Genomic DNA, 17,434 nt, shown 5'->3' on the forward strand with positions numbered 1-17,434 from the left:
GAGGAAGACAGCGGACTTGAGCGACGCCACCGTCCTGCAACAGGAGATCGCGGTCGAACAGCAGCACGTGGACCGGGTCTACGCCCGGCTCACCGAGCTGCGCCGGGATGCCTCCCGAGCCGAAAAAGAGGGCTACAGCCTGGCCGGGGTGGGCACCTTCGGCGCCCTGGTCGAGCGTGACGCGATGGTCTTCCACGCGGCTCGCCGCCGGCACGCCCTGGACACCGAGCACGAGGGCCTGGTCTTCGGCCGGCTCGACCTCAAGACCGAGGCCACCCATTACGTCGGCCGGATGGGAATCCGCGACAACGAATCGAAACCGCTGGTGGTGGACTGGCGTGCGCCGGCCGCCGCGGCGTTCTACCAGGCCACTCCGGCCGATCCACTCGGCGTGATCCGCCGGCGGATGATCCAGTCCAGCCGCGAGCGGGTCACCGGGATCGAGGACGACCTGCTCGATCCCGACTCCGCGCCGGACGACATGCGGGTGGTCGGCGACGGCGCCCTGCTGGCCAGCCTCGCGAAAGCGACCGGCCGGGGCATGCGCGACATCGTCGCCACCATCCAGCGCGAGCAGGACGAGGCGATCCGCTCCCCCGCCGGCGGCGTGACGATCGTCACCGGCGGCCCGGGCACCGGCAAGACGGCGGTGGCGCTGCACCGCGCGGCGTACCTGCTCTATTCCGACCGCAGCCGGTTCGCCGGCGGCGGCGTCCTGGTGGTCGGCCCGTCCGGGGTCTTCGTGGAGTACATCGCGACAGTGCTCCCCTCGCTCGGTGAGGAGACCGCGACCCTGCGCTCGCTGGGTTCGCTGGTGCCCGGTTACGACGCCATCCGGGTCGACTCCGGCGAGGTGGCCTCGATCAAGGGCTCGCTGCGCATGCGGCGGGTGCTGGAACGTGCCTCGCACGACGCGGTGCCGGGCGGTCCCACCGAGCTGCGCCTGCTCTACCGGGGCACGCTGCTGCGGCTGGACGCCGCAGCGCTCGAAAAGATCCGCCGTGCGGCGCTCCAGCGCGGCGCCCGGCGCAACGAGGTACGCAGCCACGGCTTCGACCGGATCTTCGACGCGCTCTGGGCACAGTTCCGCGACCACAAGGGCACCGGCCTGCCGGAGAAAAAGGAGTTCGAGGCCGAGCTGGCCGACCGCACCGAATTCCGGGAGTTCCTCAAGGCCTGGTGGCCGAGGTTCACCCCGATGCGGGTGCTGCTCTGGATGGCCGACCGCGAACGCCTCCGTTCGTACGCGAACGGCATCCTCTCCCGCGACGAAATCGCCACCCTCCAGGGCTCGTTCGACGCGCTCGCCACCGAGGGGCCGACGATCGCCGACGTGGCGCTGCTGGACGAGCTGGACGAGCTGATGGGCCGCCCACGCAAGCCGGCCAAGAAGTCGAAGAACCCGTTCCACGTGCGTGACGGCGTCCAGGAGGTCAGCACGTTCGCGGACCGCCAGGCGGCCGCCCGCACGCAGCACCTGCAGCGTGAGGACGACTACCGGGACTACGCGCACATCGTGGTGGACGAGTCCCAGGACGTGTCACCGATGCAATGGCGGATGGTCGGGCGCCGGGGCGCGTACGCATCCTGGACGGTTGTGGGTGACCCGGCACAGACCGCATGGTCGGGTGACGCGGATGAGCTGGACCGTGCGCGCGATCGCGCGCTGGGGTCCCGCAAGCGCAACAGTTACTCGCTGACCACCAACTATCGAAACTCCTCGGAGATCTTCGCGGTGGCCGCTCAGGTCATCCGCAAGATCATGCCGGACCTGCCGCTGCCGTCGGCGGTGCGCAGCACCGGCGTCGACCCGGCCGACCTGGTGACCACTGTCGACGGGCTGCCCGGGGTGGTTCGTGAGCTGACCGAGAAGCAGCTCACCGAGGTGGACGGCACGATCGGCGTGATCATGCCGGTGCCGCGCCAGGGCGAGGTGGCCGGCTGGGTGGCCGGTCTGCCGGAGCGGGTGCAGGTGGTGACCGCGCTGGAGGCCAAGGGCATGGAGTACGACGCCGTGGTCCTGGTCGAGCCGGCGCAGATCGCCAGCGACCCGGCCGGGATCCGCACCCTGTACGTGGCGCTGTCACGTGCGACGCAACGGCTGACCACGGTGGGCACGAACCCCGGCTGGCTCTAGGAATTATGGGATGGGGACGGCGACCGCGTTGTACGTGGTCGTCGGCTCCGCCGGTGTGGTGAATCGCGCGTTCGGCAGGTAGAACCGCTTGCCGAACTCCGCGATCGTGGTCGGCACGTCGAAGCTCGGGTCACCGGTCCGGGACACCACGGTCCCGGCGGTGCCCTTGCGGTTCAGCTCGACCTTGGCGATCACGTTGAGCCGGTTCTGCACGGCGTACAGCGTCTTGCCGCGCAGCCAGAGCCCGTCGCCGTTGACCAGCGTCTCGGTGGCGCCGAGGTCGACCTTCGTGGCCACCCCGGAGTACGAGACCCGGAACAGCGAGCCGGTGTTGGACTGCACGACGATCAGCGCACGGCCGTCGGGCGTGGTGGTGATGCCGTTGGCGTTGTTGCCCTCGCCCTGGACGAAGTCGCCGGTGATCGGCACCGCGACGGCCTGCGCCGGCAGCTTGCCGTGCCGGCCGAACGGCAGCTTGAACAGCACCGCGTTGCGCGAGTCGGTGAACCAGGCCGCGTCATCGGTGACGATCACGTCGTTGATGAAGGCCGTCGTGCCCACCGGCTGAAGCTGATACGACTTCAGGACCTCGCCGGTGCGCAGATCGAGAACACGGGCATTTCCCCCCGCGCCACCGGCCACGAAAAGCCGGTTGTCGTCGATCTTGAGGCCGAGTGACGCGGTTCCGGGACCCTCACTGAAGGTCCGGCCGGCTCCGGTACGCAGATCGACGCGGTAGATGCCACCGTCGACCCGGGAGCCGAAGTAGGCGTACGGCTTCTTCCCGATGGCAATGCCTTCGGGCTGGAAACCGCTCGGCAGGGTGATTGTGCTGGGTAACGGGCTTGTCAAAGCCCTGGACTGAGCCGCCTGCGCTGGCGCGGCGGTTACCGTCACCGCGAGGGCGGTGCCGAGAAGAGCGTTCGCAAAGGTACGGCGAAGCACAAAACTTCCTTTCCGTTGCGGACGGGTCATAGGTGATTCCAACCCGCGATGGTCATCCACACAACCGATTGCACATATAGCAATGTCCGCATACATTGGCGACGGCCCGCTGGACGACGGAAGGTAGAAGACATGGGAGCCGGCCACGACCACGGCACCGCCGCCCAGCTCGGAGGGGCCAAGCACCGCAAGCCACTCTGGTGGGCAGCGGGCCTGCTGACCGCCGTCATGATCGTCGAGGCGGTCGCAGCCGGGTTCACCGGTTCACTGGCTCTTCTCTCCGACGCCGGTCACATGTTCACCGATGTTCTGGCGATCGCCATGACGCTCGCCGCCATCACCGCTGCCGGCCGGGCCGGCGGCGGCGACTCGCGCCGCACCTTCGGGCTCTACCGCCTCGAAGTGCTCGCCGCGCTCGCCAACGCCGCGCTGCTCACCGTGGTCGCCGGCTTCGTGGTGGTCCAGGCCGTGCGCCGGTTCACCGACCCGCCGCACGTCCCGGCCGGGTGGATGCTGCTGGTCGCGGTCGGCGGCCTGCTCGCCAACCTGGTCGCCTTCGCGCTGCTGCGCTCCGGCGCCAAGGAGAACATCGGGGTACGCGGGGCGTACATCGAGGTGCTCGGCGACCTGCTCGGCTCGGTCGGCGTCATCGTGGCCGCTCTGGTCATCTGGTTCACCGGCTGGGCGTACGCGGACCCGATCGTCGCCGTGATCGTGGCCCTGATGATCCTGCCGCGGACGTTCGCGCTGGGCCGCTCGGCGATCCGCATCCTGGTCCAGGCCGCGCCCGAGCACCTGGACATCTCCGCGGTCCGCGACCGGCTGGCCTCGGTCCCCGGTGTCTGCGACGTCCACGACCTGCACGTCTGGACTCTCACCTCGGGCATGGACGTCGCCTCCGCACATCTTCGCCTCGACCCGGCGGCCGAGCTCGGCGCGGTGCTCTCGGTGGCCCGCGAGGCCCTGCACGAGGACTTCGCGATCGACCACGCCACCCTGCAGGTGGAACCGGCCGGGGCGAGCCGGCACTGCACGCCGACTGGCTGGTGACAGGTATGGCGATCATCACACCCGGCGCGCGATGATCGAGCCATGTCGACGCACGTCATCCACCAGCCACGTGTGATCTGGGACGCCGCGCGGGCCTTCGTCCAGGCCGCGTCCGGGCCGTCCCACCACGAGTTCGCCTCCGCCGCCTACCACCGGCTCGGCCCTGAGATCTTCGAGGCCCTGCTCGCCACCCACGACTACCTGGTTGCCGAGGCCGCCCGCACCGGGGGCGACAGATCCGCCACCGACCTGGAGGCCGGCAAGTGGCGCATCCGCCTCGAGGAGCTGCTGCGGGCCCAGCCCGAGCTCACCGATCAGGTCCGCGACCTGACCTCAAAGGGGTTCGAGTCGTAAAGCGGGGCACTTGTTCTTTTTGCGATCAGCCACGGCGGATGCGCAAAAAGATAACAATGCGAGACATGAGTGACGGCCGGGTCATGGTCTTCGCACCGGCGCCCCAGCTGACGGTGACCATCGAACAACACCACGACGAGCCTGAGTTGCACGTCCACCCGGGGGGCCAGGGCATCTGGCAGACCCGGATGATCACGTCGCTGGGTGCGCACGTGACGCTGTGCGCGGCCGCCGGGGGCGAGGTCGGCCGCGTGCTCAGTCCCCTGCTCTCCGACCTGCCCGGCGTCACGCTGCGGCTGGTCATGCGCGAGCACGGCAGCGGGTGGTACGTGCACGATCGCCGCGGCGGCACCCGCCAGGAGATCGCTGAACGGCCCGGGAACCCGCTGTCGAGGCACGAGCTCGACGAGCTCTACAACCTGACGCTCGCCGAGGGCCTGCGGGCCGGGATCGCAATCCTGAGCGGCCCGGCACACCCCTCGGTGATCAAGCCGGAGGTCTACGGCCGGCTCGCTGCCGACCTGCGGGCCAACGGCTGCCGGGTGATCGTCGATCTATGCAGCAACCACCTGGCCGCGGTCCTGGACGCCGGCGTCTCGGTTCTGAAGATCAGCCACGAGGAACTGATCGCGGACGGGACCGTGCCGGACGGGTCGACGGAGTCCCTCACCAAGGCGCTCGCCCACCTGCACGAGCGAGGCGCTGAGACGGTCCTGATCTCCCGGTCCGACGAGGGCGCTCTGGCCCTGATCGACGGCGAGATCTACAGCGTCGCGCTCCCCCGGCTGATCTCGGCCGAGCACCGCGGCGCCGGCGACTCGATGACGGCCGGTGTCGCGGCCGTTCTCGCGCACGGCGGCCCGATGGAGGAGGCGGTCCGGACCGGCGCCGCCGCCGGTGCGCTCAACGTCACCCGGCACGGCCTCGGCACCGGGCACGTCGACGCCGTACGAGTCCTCACCGAACGAGTCGTCCTGACTCCGATCAAGAAGGCATCATGAGTTCGATCTCGGGCAATCAGCCCCCGATGAGAATCCTGATCACCAACGACGACGGCATCGAGGCGCCCGGCATCCGCTGGCTGGCCCGTGCCGTCGCCCACGAGGGTTACGACGTGGTGGTGGCCGCCCCGTTGAGCGAATCCAGCGGCAGCAGCGCCGCGATGACCGCGGTGGTGCACGAAGGCAAGATCGTGTCGGAGCCGCGAGAGCTGCACGGCGCGAAACACATCCCGGCGTACGGAGTGGCGGCCTCGCCCGCGTACATCGTGCTGCTGGCGCTGCGTGAGGCGTTCGGCCCGGTGCCGGACCTGGTGGTCTCCGGGATCAACCGGGGCGCCAACGCCGGCGCCGCGGTGGTGCACTCCGGCACCGTCGGCGCGACGCTCACCGCCTCGCACGCCGGCCTGCGCGGCCTCGCCGTGTCGCTGGACGTGCTCACCCCGGCGGCCGCGTCAGCGTCCAGCGGAGGGGCCGCGATCGCCGCGCTCGACACGATCGACGACGAGTTGCATCACTGGGCCAGTGGCGCCGCGGTGGCGGTTCGGATCCTCCCGGCGCTGCTGCACACGCCGCCCGGGACGGTTTTCAACCTGAATGTGCCGGACCTGCACCTGGACGGCATCCGCGGGCTCCGTCAGGCGCACCTGGCCCGTTTCGGTCAGGTGCAGATGAGCATCGCCGAAGCCGGCGAAGGGTTCGTCCGGACGGCCGTGCAGGCCGCCGAGGAGGAGCTGGAGGCCGGTAGCGACCTGGCAGCCCTCGCTGAGAACTTCGCCGTGGTCACCCCGATCCGGGCCCCGCACGAGGACACCGACATTCGGATCAATGTCGAAGCGGTCCGGGTGCAGAGCCCGGGGTTCTAACAGGTCTGTGTTGGTTTCGTCACGCGCCGGCGGTTGTCACCGCGTCCTCGTGCGGCTGGGGATTGCCGAAGAGGCCGAGCAGACCGGTCACCCACAGCTGTCTGTGCGCGAAACGGCTCGGCTGCGTGACGATGAGTTTGACTCCGCTGACCCCGGCGAGCTGGAAAGCGGCCACAAGAGCGCTGATCCCCACAGAGTCGATAAAAGTCACCTGTTGCATGTTGAGCTCGATCCGGCCGGGGCTGGCGTCAGAGAGCTGCGCACCCACCGCCTCGCGGATCTCGTACGCGTTCTCGACATCGATCTCGCCTCGCGGCGAGATTTCAATGGCCCCGTCGGCCAGCGTCGACGTCGTTATCGACAGCGTCACGCCTCTTCCCTCCACCCGCCCGGCTGGTCCAGGCGTTGTTCCTCTGTTCGTGGGTCAGCCAGGCCAGTTGAGAAGACCGGCAGGACTACCCCCGGAAGGTTCGGTGAATCCGACCGAAAGGTTAGGCCCTGAACCTGTCAGTCGCCTGAGTGGCCCGTGTGAACGAGGTCAACAGTACTGCGGCCCGTCAAATCGTTTTCGAACCGTGATGCCGTCCATACCGGACGTTTGTCGAGCTCCGTTCCGGGGCATGCTGGCCTTGAAAGGCCATCGCAGGAGGTAGTGATGTCGTGGAGCAGGAAAAACCGGGCCGAACGGACCGCGGATCAGGCTTGGGAGTACCTCACCTCGGCCATGACGGCGGCCAGTGAGGGCGCCGGCGCAGCGACCGACCTCGCCGGCAAGGCCGGCAACAAGAGCCGCAAGCTGGCTAAACGTGCCAGCCAGAAGAGCTCGACGCTGGCGAACCAGGCCGGCGGCAGAGTGAGCTCTGTCACAGACGAGGCATGGGGCCGGGCGAACGCGGCGGCGAACGCGCTGGCCGGGCGCAAACCGTCCCGTCCGTGGGGCTTGATCGCCGCGATCGGGCTGGTCGGCCTGGCTGCCGGCTGGGCCGCGGCCAGCACCGCACGGGCCGCACAGGAGCGTCAGGCGGAGAACGAGGAGCTCGAGCTCGCCGAAACCGCCATCGTCGTCACCCCTACGTACGACGAGCGCTGAGGCTTTCAGGCCGTACCGTATGAGCGGAAGTGCCGGCTGGTCGCCGATCTGGCGGCCGGCCGGAGTGCTTTCGAGCACATTCATCGTCGTACCGGAGAGCCTCGATGCGCTCCGGTGGTGAACGCTGAGCGCGCGGACACCCGGGAACCCAGGCTCAAACAGCTCATTGAGGACTCCGCGGCCGGTCGGAGGCCGCCGTCGCTGACCTCCCGCGCAGTGGCGGTGATCTGTACTCTTGAGCGGCATTCGGCTTCCCTCCGCGGCACCCTCACGGGCCGCCCGATACAGATAAGGTCCCACTGGTGCTCAGTGCCGGAGATCTCCTGGACAACCGGTACCGGTTGGACGATCGCATCGCGACCGGCGGGATGGGTGACGTCTGGCGCGGCACCGATGTAGTCCTCGGACGCACGGTCGCCGTGAAGGTGCTGCGCACCGCGATGCTCGAGGATCCGGAGTTCGCCACTCGCTTCTACGGCGAGGCCCGGATGATGGCGACGTTCCGGCACCCCGGCGTCGTCGAGGTCTACGACTACGCGAGCGACGGCGACTTCGGCGGCCAGGAGAAGGTCGCCTATCTGGTGATGGCCTTCGTCGAGGGCGAGCCGCTGTCCAGCCGGGTGAAAGAGGGACCGATCCCGGTCACCGAGACCCTCTCGATCGTGGCGCAGGCCGCCGACGCGCTGCACGCCGCGCACCAGGCCGGCATCGTGCACCGCGACATCAAGCCCGGCAACCTGATCGTGAAACCGACCGGCGCGGTCATCCTGATCGACTTCGGCGTCGCCCGGTCGGCCGCGCTGACCAGCGTCACCGGCCTCAACGCGATCGTCGGCACGGCGCTCTACATGGCGCCCGAGCAGGTCGCCAAGGGCGACCTCACACCAGCCACCGATGTGTACGCGCTAGGCGCCGTGGCGTACCACTGCATCGCCGGACGGCCCCCGTTCGACGGGGAGAACGCGCTCCAGGTCGCGCTGCGTCACCTGGAGGACGAGCCGCCGCCGCTGCCCGACCACGTGCCGGTCGAGGTGCGTCACCTGATCGCCAAGGCGATGGCGAAACAGCCGTCGGACCGGTTCCAGAGTGCCGCCGAGTTCGCTGAGGCCGCCTTCGCCGCCGCCGGGCCGATGGACTGGAAACGTCTGACCGGTACGGCCATGGTCGCCCCGCTCAGCCCGGCCGCGCCGACCCGCGCGGTGCCGCGTCCCCGCAACTTCCCGCCGCAGGCCCCGGTGGGCCCGCCCCCGGTGCCGTACACGGCGGCCCGGTCGTCGCAGCCGCTCGCCCAGCGCGGGCTGATGTTCGCGATCCTCGCGCTCTTCGCGATCGCCGGCACCCTCGGCGTGGTCTTCCTGCTCAACCCGACCGGCGACAAGCAGCCGACCACCTCACCCACCCAGCAGAACGAGCAGGTGGTGGAGGAGTTCCCGACGGAGGCGAGCGAGGAGGCCGAGCCGTCGACCGAGGTCACCAGCCGCCGGCCGGTGAAGCGGTCGCGCAGTGCGTCGGCGAGCCCGTCTCCGTCGCTGTCGTCCGCCTCTCCGGAGCCGAGCGAGACGACCCCGGCGACGACCGAGCCGACCACCCCGGCCACGACGACGCCGGCGACCACGACGCCGGCGACCCAGCCGACCACGACGGCGCCCACCGAGACCGAGGAACCGGAGCCGCCGGTCGCGACCACCACGACGGCCGGCGCCGGCGGGGGCACCGCACCGTAATCCTCAACTCGTGAGGGCCCGCGCCGATGAGCGAGACGGTTGCAACCGTGCCGCTACCCGGAAGGTCCTCACATGACAGAAGCTCCACCGTGGGCGGTCACGCCGGAACAGGTCCAGCACGAGCAGGTCGCGCAGCCGTTCGGAGGCGTCGTTCCCCCGTACGGCTCACCGGAGAACAAGCACGGTCAGCTGCTGGTCCGGTTCCCCGGTGAGGTGCACGGCTCGGCCCGGCCGCCGGCGCCGTCCTGGCGGCCGGTGGTGGGCTGGACGTTCTTCTTCAGCGTCCTCGGCGTCGTCCCGGCGATGCGGCGCGCCGGCCGGGCCCGCAGGTACGGCCGGGAACGCGCACCGTACTGGATCGCGTTCGGCACCACGCTGGTGATCGCTACGGCGTTCTGGTCGGCGCTGACGTACAGCGTGGCCCTGCCGGTCTATGACCACTTCGAGGAGAAGTCGCTGACCACGGCCCTGGAGGACACCATCCTCGACGACGGCCGGATCGCGAAGTCGGTCGGCGCGACCGTCTCGAACCCGCAGTGCACGCCCGAGGGCGACCGCGGCTCCGACGGCCTGCGTACCTATGTCTGCACGTTCACGCTTGTCGCCGACGGTGAGACCACGTCGCTCTTCGTGGACGCCGACCTCAACAGCAACTGGGAGATCAACGACTGAGCCATGGGGCCCGGTCACCCGGGCCCCATGGGATCAGAACGTGATCGGCACGCCCGCGCGGACGAGCTGCCAGTTCTTGACGTAGAAGTCGGCCGGGTTGATGGCGCCCTTGGCCTGCGCCCAGTCGATCAGGAGCTGGCGGATCTCCTGCTGCGCGTTGTAGACCTGGGTCTTCACGATGCCGGGGAAGCTGCCGCCGCCGGAGCGCCGGTAGTTGTTGACCGCCACCACGAACTGGGCGTCCGCCGCGACGTCCACGCCGGCGATCTGCAGGCGGGTGATCCGGCTGCCGACCGGCTTGCTGATGTCGATGTCGTAATCGACGCCGGAGAAGACGTCGTAGTTGTAGTCCGGCACCGCCGGGTCGCTGATCGTCTCCGTGTTGACCGGGGCGTCCGCCGCGAGCGTCACGAAGTACTTCGCCGAGTACTCCAGGTACGCCTTCACCTCGGCGCCGGTCAGCACGACCGCTTCCAGGGTGTTGTCGTAGATGTAGAGCCCCGCGACGTCCTTGATCTTGACTTCGCCCTGCGGGAACACCGCGGTACGGCTGAACGGCGCGGCGATCGAGAGGACCGGCAGCGACGCGTACGCGGTGCCGGCCAGCGCCGCCGTGACGGTGTCGGTCTGCACCTTGTTGATGTAGTCGAGGATCGGGGTGTCCTCGTACCGGGAGGTCTCCGCGGAGAGCGTCTCGGTGGAGTTCGCGACCGGCTGGTTCACGTACGCCACGGTCTTCTCGTGCTGCTTCTTGACGACCGCGAGCACCTTCGGGTCGGCCTCGACCGTGTTGGTGTTGAGCATGACCGCGGCGCTGGTCGTGATCTTCCAGTCGCCCTTGTCCCGGACGATGTCGAAGTCCATCTTGGTGAGGCGCTGGCCCCACTTCGACGGCTCGGAGAGCAGCACCTGCTTGCCGGTCTTCAGGTTGGTGACGAACCGCTGCGGCACCTCGCGGTGCGCGTGACCGAAAAGGATCGCGTCGATGCCGGGCACCTGCTCGGCGATCAGCGCGGTCGGGTTCTCGTTGGGCAGCTCGGTGCCGTAACTCGACGTGCCGCTGTCGCCACCGTGCGCGGAGATCAGCACGATGTCGGCGCCGCGGGCCCGCATGATCGGCACCCACTTGGCCGCCGAGGCGATCATGTCGGTGAACTCGATCTTGCCTTCGACGTTCGCCTTGTCCCAGATCGCCGAACCCGGGTTGGTGAGACCCAGGATGCCGACGCGCAGCGTCGGCGCGTGCTTGCCGAGCGAGACCTTCTTGATGATGTACGGGGTGAACGCCGGCTTACCCGTCTTCACGCTGATCGCGTTCGCGGCGAGGGCCGGGAAGCCGAGCTGGCGGATCCAGAGGTTCAGCAGCGGCAGGCCGTAGTTGAACTCGTGGTTGCCAAGCGTGACGGCGTCGTAGTGCAGAACGTTCATGGCACGGGCCATCGGGTGCTTCTCACCGGTCGAGGTGATCGGCTCCTGCTTGGCGTAGTAGGTCGCCAGCGGCGTGCCCTGAATCGTGTCGCCCGCGTCGAGGACCAGCACCGGGCCGGTCGCTTCCTTACGCAGCTTGTTCACCAGCGCGGCCAGCTTGGCGACGCCGATGTCGTTCTTCGCGCTGTCGTCGTACTCCGCGTCCTTGTAGTAATCCCAGTTGTAGACGTTACCGTGCGTGTCCGAGGTGCCGAGCACGGTGAGCCGGTAGGTCGTCGACGCGGGAGGCTTGTGGCCACCGGCCTGTGCCGCTTCCGAGACGACGAGCGGCGCGGCGACGGACGCCGCGGAGGCGGCGAGCACACTACGGCGCGATATGCCGGAGAGAGGGGTCATTCCCCGGACCCTAACGGCCGATAGGGTCATCGGTCGATCGGTGACACGTTGCATGGAGATCAAATCTGCTCCAACGCCGGGATACCCAACAGAAACATTCCACGATGGAGCGTCCGCGCGGTGTGCCCGGCCAGCGCAAGCCGGCTCGCCCGCACCGCACCCTCCGACCGCAACACCGGACACTTCTCGTAGAAGACCGAAAACGCCGCTGCGAGCTCATGCAGATAACCGGCCAGCCGATGCGGCTCCCGCGCCTGAGCCGCACCGCGCACCGCCGGCTCCAGCCCGAGCAGAGCAAGACCAAGAGCACGCTCCGCCGGCTGCGTGATCATCACCCTCCCCGGCTCGCCGCCGGCTTTCACCGTCAAAGAGCAGATCCGTGCGTACGCGTATTGCAGGTACGGTCCGGTGTTCCCGCTGGTCGCCAGCATCCTGTCGATGTCGAAGACGTAATCACCCCGCCGATCGCCGGACAGGTCGGCGTACTTGATCGCGGCGAGCCCGATCTCCGGCGCCGACGCCCGGTCGACCGCCTCGTCCAGCAGGTCGGCGAGCCGCAGCGTCTCCCCCGCCCGCGTCTTGAGCATCTTGCCGTCGGCGCCGAGCACCGAGCCGAACCCGATGTGCTCGGCGCTGACCGATTCTGGCAACCATCCGGCCGCCCGGGCCACGGCGAAGACCATCTGGAAGTGGGTCCGCTGCGGTGCTCCGACGACGTACAGCAGCTCGTCGGCGCCGAGGTCGCGTACCCGATGGTGGAGAGCCGCGAGGTCCGTCGCGGCGTAACCAAAACCGCCGTCGCCCTTGCGCACTATGAGCGGAACCGGCGCGCCGTCCTTGCCGGTGAAACCGGCAGGAAACGCGCAAAGCGCGCCGTCGCTCTCGACCAGCAGGCCCTTCGCGCTCAGCTCGGCCACCACCCCGGCAAGATCGTCCTGATAGCGGCTCTCCCCCGCGAAGTCCTCGGGCCCGAGCGTGACATCAAGCCGGTCATAGACGGCCAGAAATGCCTCCTCGGACCGCTGAACCAGCCGCCGCCACAACTCCCGGGTGTCCGGATCGCCGGACTGCAGCGCCACCACCCGCAGCCGCGCCCGGGTCCGGAAGCCCTCGTCAGCGTCGAACTCGGCCCGCGCAGCACGATAAAAATCGGTCAAGTCACCGAGCGAATGGTCCCCGTCCACGCCCTCTGTGGAGATCAGATGCTCGATCAGCATCCCGAACGGCGTGCCCCAGTCGCCGAGATGATTGACCCGCACCACCTCGTGCCCCTGCCAGTCGAGGATCCGGGCCAGCGCATCCCCGATGATCGTGGACCGCAGGTGCCCGACGTGCATCTCCTTGGCGACGTTCGGCCCGGAGTAGTCGACAACGATCCGCCGCGGCGTCTTGGTTTGCGCGACACCGAGCCTGTCGTCGCCGGCGAGCGCGTCCAGCGACGCCACGATCAGATCATCAGAAACGGTCAGATTGAGAAACCCAGGCCCGGAGACGGTGACCTCGGCGAGGCCGCCGAGGTCGGCCTTCCCCGCTACTTCAGCTGCGATCTCCCGCGGCGGCTTCCCGAGGGTACGCGCAAGCCCGAGAGCCGCCCCCGACTGAAAATCCGCATGCGGCGAGGCCCTGACGGCGGGGTCGGCAGGGGCGCCGGCGACCGCTTCGAAAGCAGGCGCAAGCCGGTCGTGCAGAAGTTGTTCAAGATTCACAATCGACCCCATCACGAGAAACGAGACGGGTCGACGCGGCGCCCAAGCGCTCTCCAGCACCGGCGGGCAACGACCCGCCGGCAAAAAGGCAAACTTCAGCGGCGGCCAGGAAGAAGCCGGCGTCGCACACCAAAGCAGCACATGCGCCGAACTATAACCACACCCCCGACCCCGTCGCCCCTCTTTTCCGCCCACCCCCATCTCGGCCCCGCCCCGCTCCGGGCGCCCACCGATCTTGTGAGCTTGGGCCGCCCGGGCAACCACAACCACACAAGATTCGAACGCCACCTCGCCAGAGCCCCCGCTACCGGCCCACAGAACGGCGAAACTCAGGGTGCAAATTCGCTCAAGATCCGGGGTGGTTGGCGGATCTTGTGACTTTCGGGTTAGTCGGGCGGCTCAGCCTCACAAGATCCGGAACCGAGCAGGCCACACAGGGACAGACGGTCCGGGGCGGCGCGGGGCGGGGCGGGGCTCGGCGCGGCGGCGCGGGGCTCGGCGCGGCGGCGCGGGGCTCGGCGCGGCGGCACTCGGCGCGGCGGCACTCGGCGCGGCGGCACTCGGCGCGGCGGCACTCGGCGCGGCGGCACTCGGCGCGGCGGCACTCGGCGCGGCGGCACTCGGCGCGGCGGCACTCGGCGCGGCGGCACTCGGCGCGGCGGCACTCGGCGCGGCGGCACTCGACGCGGCGGCACTCGGCGCGGCGGCACTCGGCGCGGCGGCACTCGGCGCGGCGGCGCTCGGCTCCGTGGGGTGGGCTGGTTAGTGGGGGGTGTGGGCTATTCGGGTCATTTGGGGCCATAGGAGGATCAGGAAGAGGGCTGAGCCTGCGAAGGCGACCCAGAACGGGGCTGCGATGCCGTAATGGGTGGCTATCGTGCCGCCGAACGCGGAGCCGATCACCAGGCCGCCGTAGACGCAGATGGTGTTCACGCTGCCTACCCGGCCCTGCAGGTGGGAGGGGACTGCTCGCTGGCGGACCGTTGTGGAGGTGGTGCCCCAGACGAAGGCGTGGGCGCCGAAGATGAAGAAGACCGGCATCGCCACCCACGGTGAGGTTGTCGCGGCCAGGGCCAGGTGCACCAGGGTTTCGATCGTCAGGCCGATTCGCATCAGGTTGCCCAGGCTGATGCGGGCGGTCAGCCAGCCGTACAGGCCGGTGCCGAGGATTCCGCCCACCGCTGAGACTGTCGTGATCAGACCGAAGCCGATCGCGCCCAGGCCGAGTTGAACGCTGGCATAGAGGACCAGGACCGACCAGGCCGCGCCGAACGTCAGGTTGAAGATCAAGATCGTCAGGCAGAGGGTACGCACCGGCGGGTGGTGCAGCACCCAGCGGAAACCCTCGGCGATGTCGCGCCACACGCTGGCCGAGCCCGGATCGGAGGGAGCGCGGCCGTGCGGGGGCAGGACCACCCGGGCTACCAGGAACATGCCGGCTATCACCAGAACGGCCTCGGCTACCAGGGGCCAGGCTCGGCCGGCCGCGAAGACCGCTGCGCCGATCGGTGGGCCGGCAAGCTGGTTCAGGGTGATGAAGCCGGTCTGCAGGCGGGCGTTGGCGAGGCTCAGGTCGTCGCGGTGGACCAGCATCGGGGTCAGCGTGCCGGTGGTGTTGTCGGCGAAGACCTCGGCTGTGGCGATGAGGCCGAAACCGATCAGGGCGCCCTGCACTGTCAGGTGGTCGGTCGCCAGGAGGGCGACCATCGCGGCCAGAACGAGAAGGCGGACCGCGTTGGCCAGCAGGATGATCCGGCGGCGGTCGTGGCGGTCGGACAGGACGCCGGCGAAGAGACCGCAGATCAGGGGTGGCGCCCAGGTCAGCAGGGCGGCCAGGGAGATCAGGAACGGGTCACGGGTGAGTGACGCCACCAGCAGCGGGCCGGCGGCGACCGCGATGCCGTCGCCCAGGTTGGTCGTCCAGGAGGATGCGAGCAGCCAGCGGAAACCGGTGCCGAGCCGTGCGGGCAGGAGGGTCTGGATCAGCGTGCTCACAAGGGGTGCACCCTACGTGCCCGCAGCGCTGGATACGATCGAATAATGACCGTCGCCTGGGAGCCGACCGGCGCCGGCGTGATCCGGCTGCCGTCGGGGCGGCTGATCCGGGGCCGGGGCCTGCGGGATCCGATGCCGTCCGGGCATCCGCCGCAGTTCGGGGTCTATCTGCTCGGCTCGGCGCCGCCCGAGTTCGGCTGGACCGCCGAGTGGGTGCGGTGGCCCGACTTCTGGTTGCCGCGCGATCTCGCGTACGCACGAAGGGTCTTGATCGAAGCCCTGCGCCGCAGTGAGGGTGAGCGGGTCGAAGTGGCTTGCGGCGGAGGCCGCGGCCGGACCGGGACCGCGCTGGCCTGCCTCGCCGTCCTGGACGGTGTCGCGCCGGGCGAGGCGGTCGGGTTCGTGCGGCGGAATTATCATCCGCGGGCGGTGGAGACGCCCTGGCAGCGGCGACTGGTCGAGCGCTTCGCCTGATCAATCCTTGTCGGCCGCGCCGGTCTCGCCACCCGGTCCAGCGACGGTCGATGCGGCAGCGGCAGCGGCCGCATCGGCGGCGCGGGCCGATCGCAGCTCCGCCGCCAGGCGAACGGTCTCCTGGTATGAGCGCCAGGCCAGCCAGACGCCGGCCGCCGCGAGCGCCGCGGCGGTGACGCCGGCCAGCTGGTCGGCGAGTGCCGGACCGAGCGCGGCCACCGCCATGATCAGTGCCAGCACCGAGAGCAGGACCAGGCCGCCGGTGCGGATCCACTTGTTCGACAGGCTGCCGGCGCTGGTGGCCGGATCCTTGCCGCGCGCACGCAGCACGAGGTAGACGACCCCCTCGACCAGCAGGATCACGCCGGTTACGAAGATCGGGATCTGCCACGCCTGCAGTCCGGAATCGATCATTGCAACGCCTCCCGCAGGTCCTCGACGAACCGCTGGGTGAGTTCCTCGCCGCGGTACAGATAGGCGAAGGTGTGGTCCTTGAAGGCACGGGCAAAATCGGGGTATCCCGGATGTATCGGGCGGGGCCGAGCCGCCTCCACCGCGGTACGGATCGTGCTCACGTGCGGGGCCACCGCCTGGACGCCGGCGTCGATGTACGCGTCAAGACCGGGCGGCGCGAACCCGAAGGAGGCCAGCAGTTTCTGGGCCGGCTCGTCGGTCAGGAACTGGATCACCTGCTCGGCCTCCTCGCGATGCGGCGAGTCCTGAGCCACCGCGAGGCTCTGCCCGCCGAGCACACCCGTCGGCAACCCGCTGAGGCGGATCTCCATGGTGCCGGCCTTGCTACCGCGCTCGGCGCGATCCACCGACGGGAACCAGACCGGCCAGTTACGCATGTAGCGCAGGTCGCGCACGTTGTAGGTCCGGAGCGTCGTCTCCTCGCTGGACTCGGCCAGGACACGGCGGCGGCGCAGCGCGTCGGCGAGCGGGGCGAGGGCGGTACGCCACTGCCCGAGGCTGAACGAGACAGTGCCGGCGGCGTCGAGGATCGCGTCGTCCTGGGCGAGCGCCTGCTCCAGCACGTTGATCACGAACGCCTCGTCGGTGGCGATCCCGTCGGTGTTGAGCTGCGCCGTGAAACTGCCCTGGGCGAGCACCTCACTCATGCTCGGCGCGAGGTCGGTCGCACGCTTGTCGGTGATCCGGCGGTACAGCATCCCGACGTCGGTGTTGAACGGGATCGCCCAGAACTCGTCCGGCGAATTCTCGACCTGGCACACCCGGCGCACCGGTTCGAGCAGGGAGATGTCGTTGCGCGGCACGACCGGCGCGATCCGTCCGGCCTGGGCGAACCTCGGGATGTGGATGACGTCGAGGTTGTAGATGTCGGCCCGGGTCTCGGTGAATTTCGCGTACTGATCCATGGTGGAGCTGTTGACCTCCACCACCTCGATGGTGATGTCCGGGTGGAGGCGGTTCCACATGCTGACCAGCAGTTGCCGGGCGCCGGTCGGGTCGGCGCCGGTGGCGAGCACGAGCGTGACCGGCTCGCTGCGGGTGAGCAGATAGCCGGTCGCGGTGGAGAGCATCCCGGCGGTCAGCGCGCCTGCGACGAACGACCGCCGGGAGTACAGCTCTACCATG

At 69.4% G+C, this 17,434-nt stretch carries 17 protein-coding genes; 10 read left to right on the forward strand and 7 right to left on the reverse strand.

Features of this window, described 5'->3' with window-relative positions; all coding sequences use genetic code 11:
- Positions 1 to 16: 16 nt before the first annotated feature.
- Positions 17 to 2,137, forward strand: coding sequence for a HelD family protein (locus B0I29_RS11950; protein WP_111648980.1), 2,121 nt, complete (start codon positions 17 to 19; stop codon positions 2,135 to 2,137).
- 3 nt (positions 2,138 to 2,140) lie between these two features.
- Here the strand turns inward: B0I29_RS11950 and B0I29_RS11955 are convergent, their stop codons facing one another.
- Positions 2,141 to 3,082, reverse strand: a complete 942-nt coding sequence (locus B0I29_RS11955) for an SMP-30/gluconolactonase/LRE family protein (RefSeq protein ID WP_111648981.1) — start codon at positions 3,080 to 3,082, stop codon at positions 2,141 to 2,143.
- A gap of 132 nt (positions 3,083 to 3,214) precedes the next feature.
- Between B0I29_RS11955 and B0I29_RS11960 the strand changes: the two genes are divergently transcribed.
- The 4 genes from B0I29_RS11960 to surE are packed head-to-tail and all read left to right on the forward strand — an operon-like array spanning position 3,215 to position 6,350.
- Positions 3,215 to 4,132, forward strand: coding sequence for a cation diffusion facilitator family transporter (locus B0I29_RS11960; protein WP_111648982.1), 918 nt, complete (start codon positions 3,215 to 3,217; stop codon positions 4,130 to 4,132).
- Positions 4,133 to 4,174: 42 nt separating this feature from the next.
- Positions 4,175 to 4,486, forward strand: a complete 312-nt coding sequence (locus B0I29_RS11965) for a hypothetical protein (RefSeq protein ID WP_111648983.1) — start codon at positions 4,175 to 4,177, stop codon at positions 4,484 to 4,486.
- Positions 4,487 to 4,542: 56 nt separating this feature from the next.
- Positions 4,543 to 5,487 (forward strand): 1-phosphofructokinase family hexose kinase, encoded by a 945-nt coding sequence (locus tag B0I29_RS11970; RefSeq protein WP_245972454.1) that lies wholly within the window; start codon positions 4,543 to 4,545, stop codon positions 5,485 to 5,487.
- Positions 5,484 to 6,350 (forward strand): 5'/3'-nucleotidase SurE, encoded by an 867-nt coding sequence (surE, locus tag B0I29_RS11975; protein ID WP_245972455.1) that lies wholly within the window; start codon positions 5,484 to 5,486, stop codon positions 6,348 to 6,350. Before B0I29_RS11970 ends, surE begins: the two co-directional genes overlap by 4 nt.
- A gap of 19 nt (positions 6,351 to 6,369) precedes the next feature.
- Here the strand turns inward: surE and B0I29_RS11980 are convergent, their stop codons facing one another.
- Positions 6,370 to 6,720: an STAS domain-containing protein gene (locus B0I29_RS11980; RefSeq protein WP_111648984.1), complete on the reverse strand. Its 351-nt coding sequence runs from the start codon at positions 6,718 to 6,720 to the stop codon at positions 6,370 to 6,372.
- A 285-nt stretch (positions 6,721 to 7,005) separates the two neighbouring features.
- On the opposite strand from B0I29_RS11980, the gene B0I29_RS11985 reads away from it, so the two are divergent.
- From B0I29_RS11985 to B0I29_RS11995, 3 genes are all read left to right on the forward strand, one after another.
- Complete coding sequence (locus B0I29_RS11985) at positions 7,006 to 7,440, forward strand: hypothetical protein (protein WP_111648985.1); 435 nt, start codon at positions 7,006 to 7,008, stop codon at positions 7,438 to 7,440.
- A 302-nt stretch (positions 7,441 to 7,742) separates the two neighbouring features.
- Positions 7,743 to 9,164 (forward strand): serine/threonine-protein kinase, encoded by a 1,422-nt coding sequence (locus B0I29_RS11990; protein ID WP_111648986.1) that lies wholly within the window; start codon positions 7,743 to 7,745, stop codon positions 9,162 to 9,164.
- A gap of 72 nt (positions 9,165 to 9,236) precedes the next feature.
- Positions 9,237 to 9,836 carry a hypothetical protein gene (locus B0I29_RS11995; protein ID WP_111648987.1) on the forward strand — a complete coding sequence of 200 codons (600 nt, stop codon included), beginning with the start codon at positions 9,237 to 9,239 and terminating at the stop codon, positions 9,834 to 9,836.
- 33 nt (positions 9,837 to 9,869) lie between these two features.
- Here B0I29_RS11995 and B0I29_RS12000 read toward each other — a convergent pair whose 3' ends face one another.
- Both B0I29_RS12000 and argS read right to left on the reverse strand, forming a co-directional pair.
- Complete coding sequence (locus B0I29_RS12000) at positions 9,870 to 11,660, reverse strand: bifunctional metallophosphatase/5'-nucleotidase (RefSeq protein WP_111648988.1); 1,791 nt, start codon at positions 11,658 to 11,660, stop codon at positions 9,870 to 9,872.
- A gap of 59 nt (positions 11,661 to 11,719) precedes the next feature.
- Positions 11,720 to 13,366, reverse strand: a complete 1,647-nt coding sequence (argS, locus tag B0I29_RS12005; protein WP_111648989.1) for an arginine--tRNA ligase — start codon at positions 13,364 to 13,366, stop codon at positions 11,720 to 11,722.
- A 358-nt stretch (positions 13,367 to 13,724) separates the two neighbouring features.
- Between argS and B0I29_RS45195 the strand changes: the two genes are divergently transcribed.
- Positions 13,725 to 14,132, forward strand: coding sequence for a hypothetical protein (locus B0I29_RS45195; protein WP_146616771.1), 408 nt, complete (start codon positions 13,725 to 13,727; stop codon positions 14,130 to 14,132).
- On the opposite strand, the gene B0I29_RS12010 is transcribed toward B0I29_RS45195, so the two are convergent.
- Positions 14,129 to 15,361, reverse strand: coding sequence for an MFS transporter (locus B0I29_RS12010; protein WP_111648990.1), 1,233 nt, complete (start codon positions 15,359 to 15,361; stop codon positions 14,129 to 14,131). The genes B0I29_RS45195 and B0I29_RS12010 overlap by 4 nt on opposite strands.
- A 45-nt stretch (positions 15,362 to 15,406) precedes the next feature.
- On the opposite strand from B0I29_RS12010, the gene B0I29_RS12015 reads away from it, so the two are divergent.
- On the forward strand, positions 15,407 to 15,835 hold the full coding sequence (locus B0I29_RS12015; RefSeq protein ID WP_111648991.1) for a protein-tyrosine phosphatase family protein: 429 nt from the start codon (positions 15,407 to 15,409) through the stop codon (positions 15,833 to 15,835).
- On the opposite strand, the gene B0I29_RS12020 is transcribed toward B0I29_RS12015, so the two are convergent.
- A complete protein-coding gene (locus B0I29_RS12020) occupies positions 15,836 to 16,249 on the reverse strand; it encodes a hypothetical protein (RefSeq protein WP_111648992.1) in 414 nt (137 codons plus the stop codon).
- Complete coding sequence (locus B0I29_RS12025) at positions 16,246 to 17,433, reverse strand: type 2 periplasmic-binding domain-containing protein (protein ID WP_111648993.1); 1,188 nt, start codon at positions 17,431 to 17,433, stop codon at positions 16,246 to 16,248. Before B0I29_RS12025 ends, B0I29_RS12020 begins: the two co-directional genes overlap by 4 nt.
- Between the last annotated feature and the right edge of the window lies 1 nt (position 17,434).

The organism is Actinoplanes lutulentus, from assembly GCF_003259845.1.
GTDB lineage: Bacteria > Actinomycetota > Actinomycetes > Mycobacteriales > Micromonosporaceae > Actinoplanes > Actinoplanes lutulentus.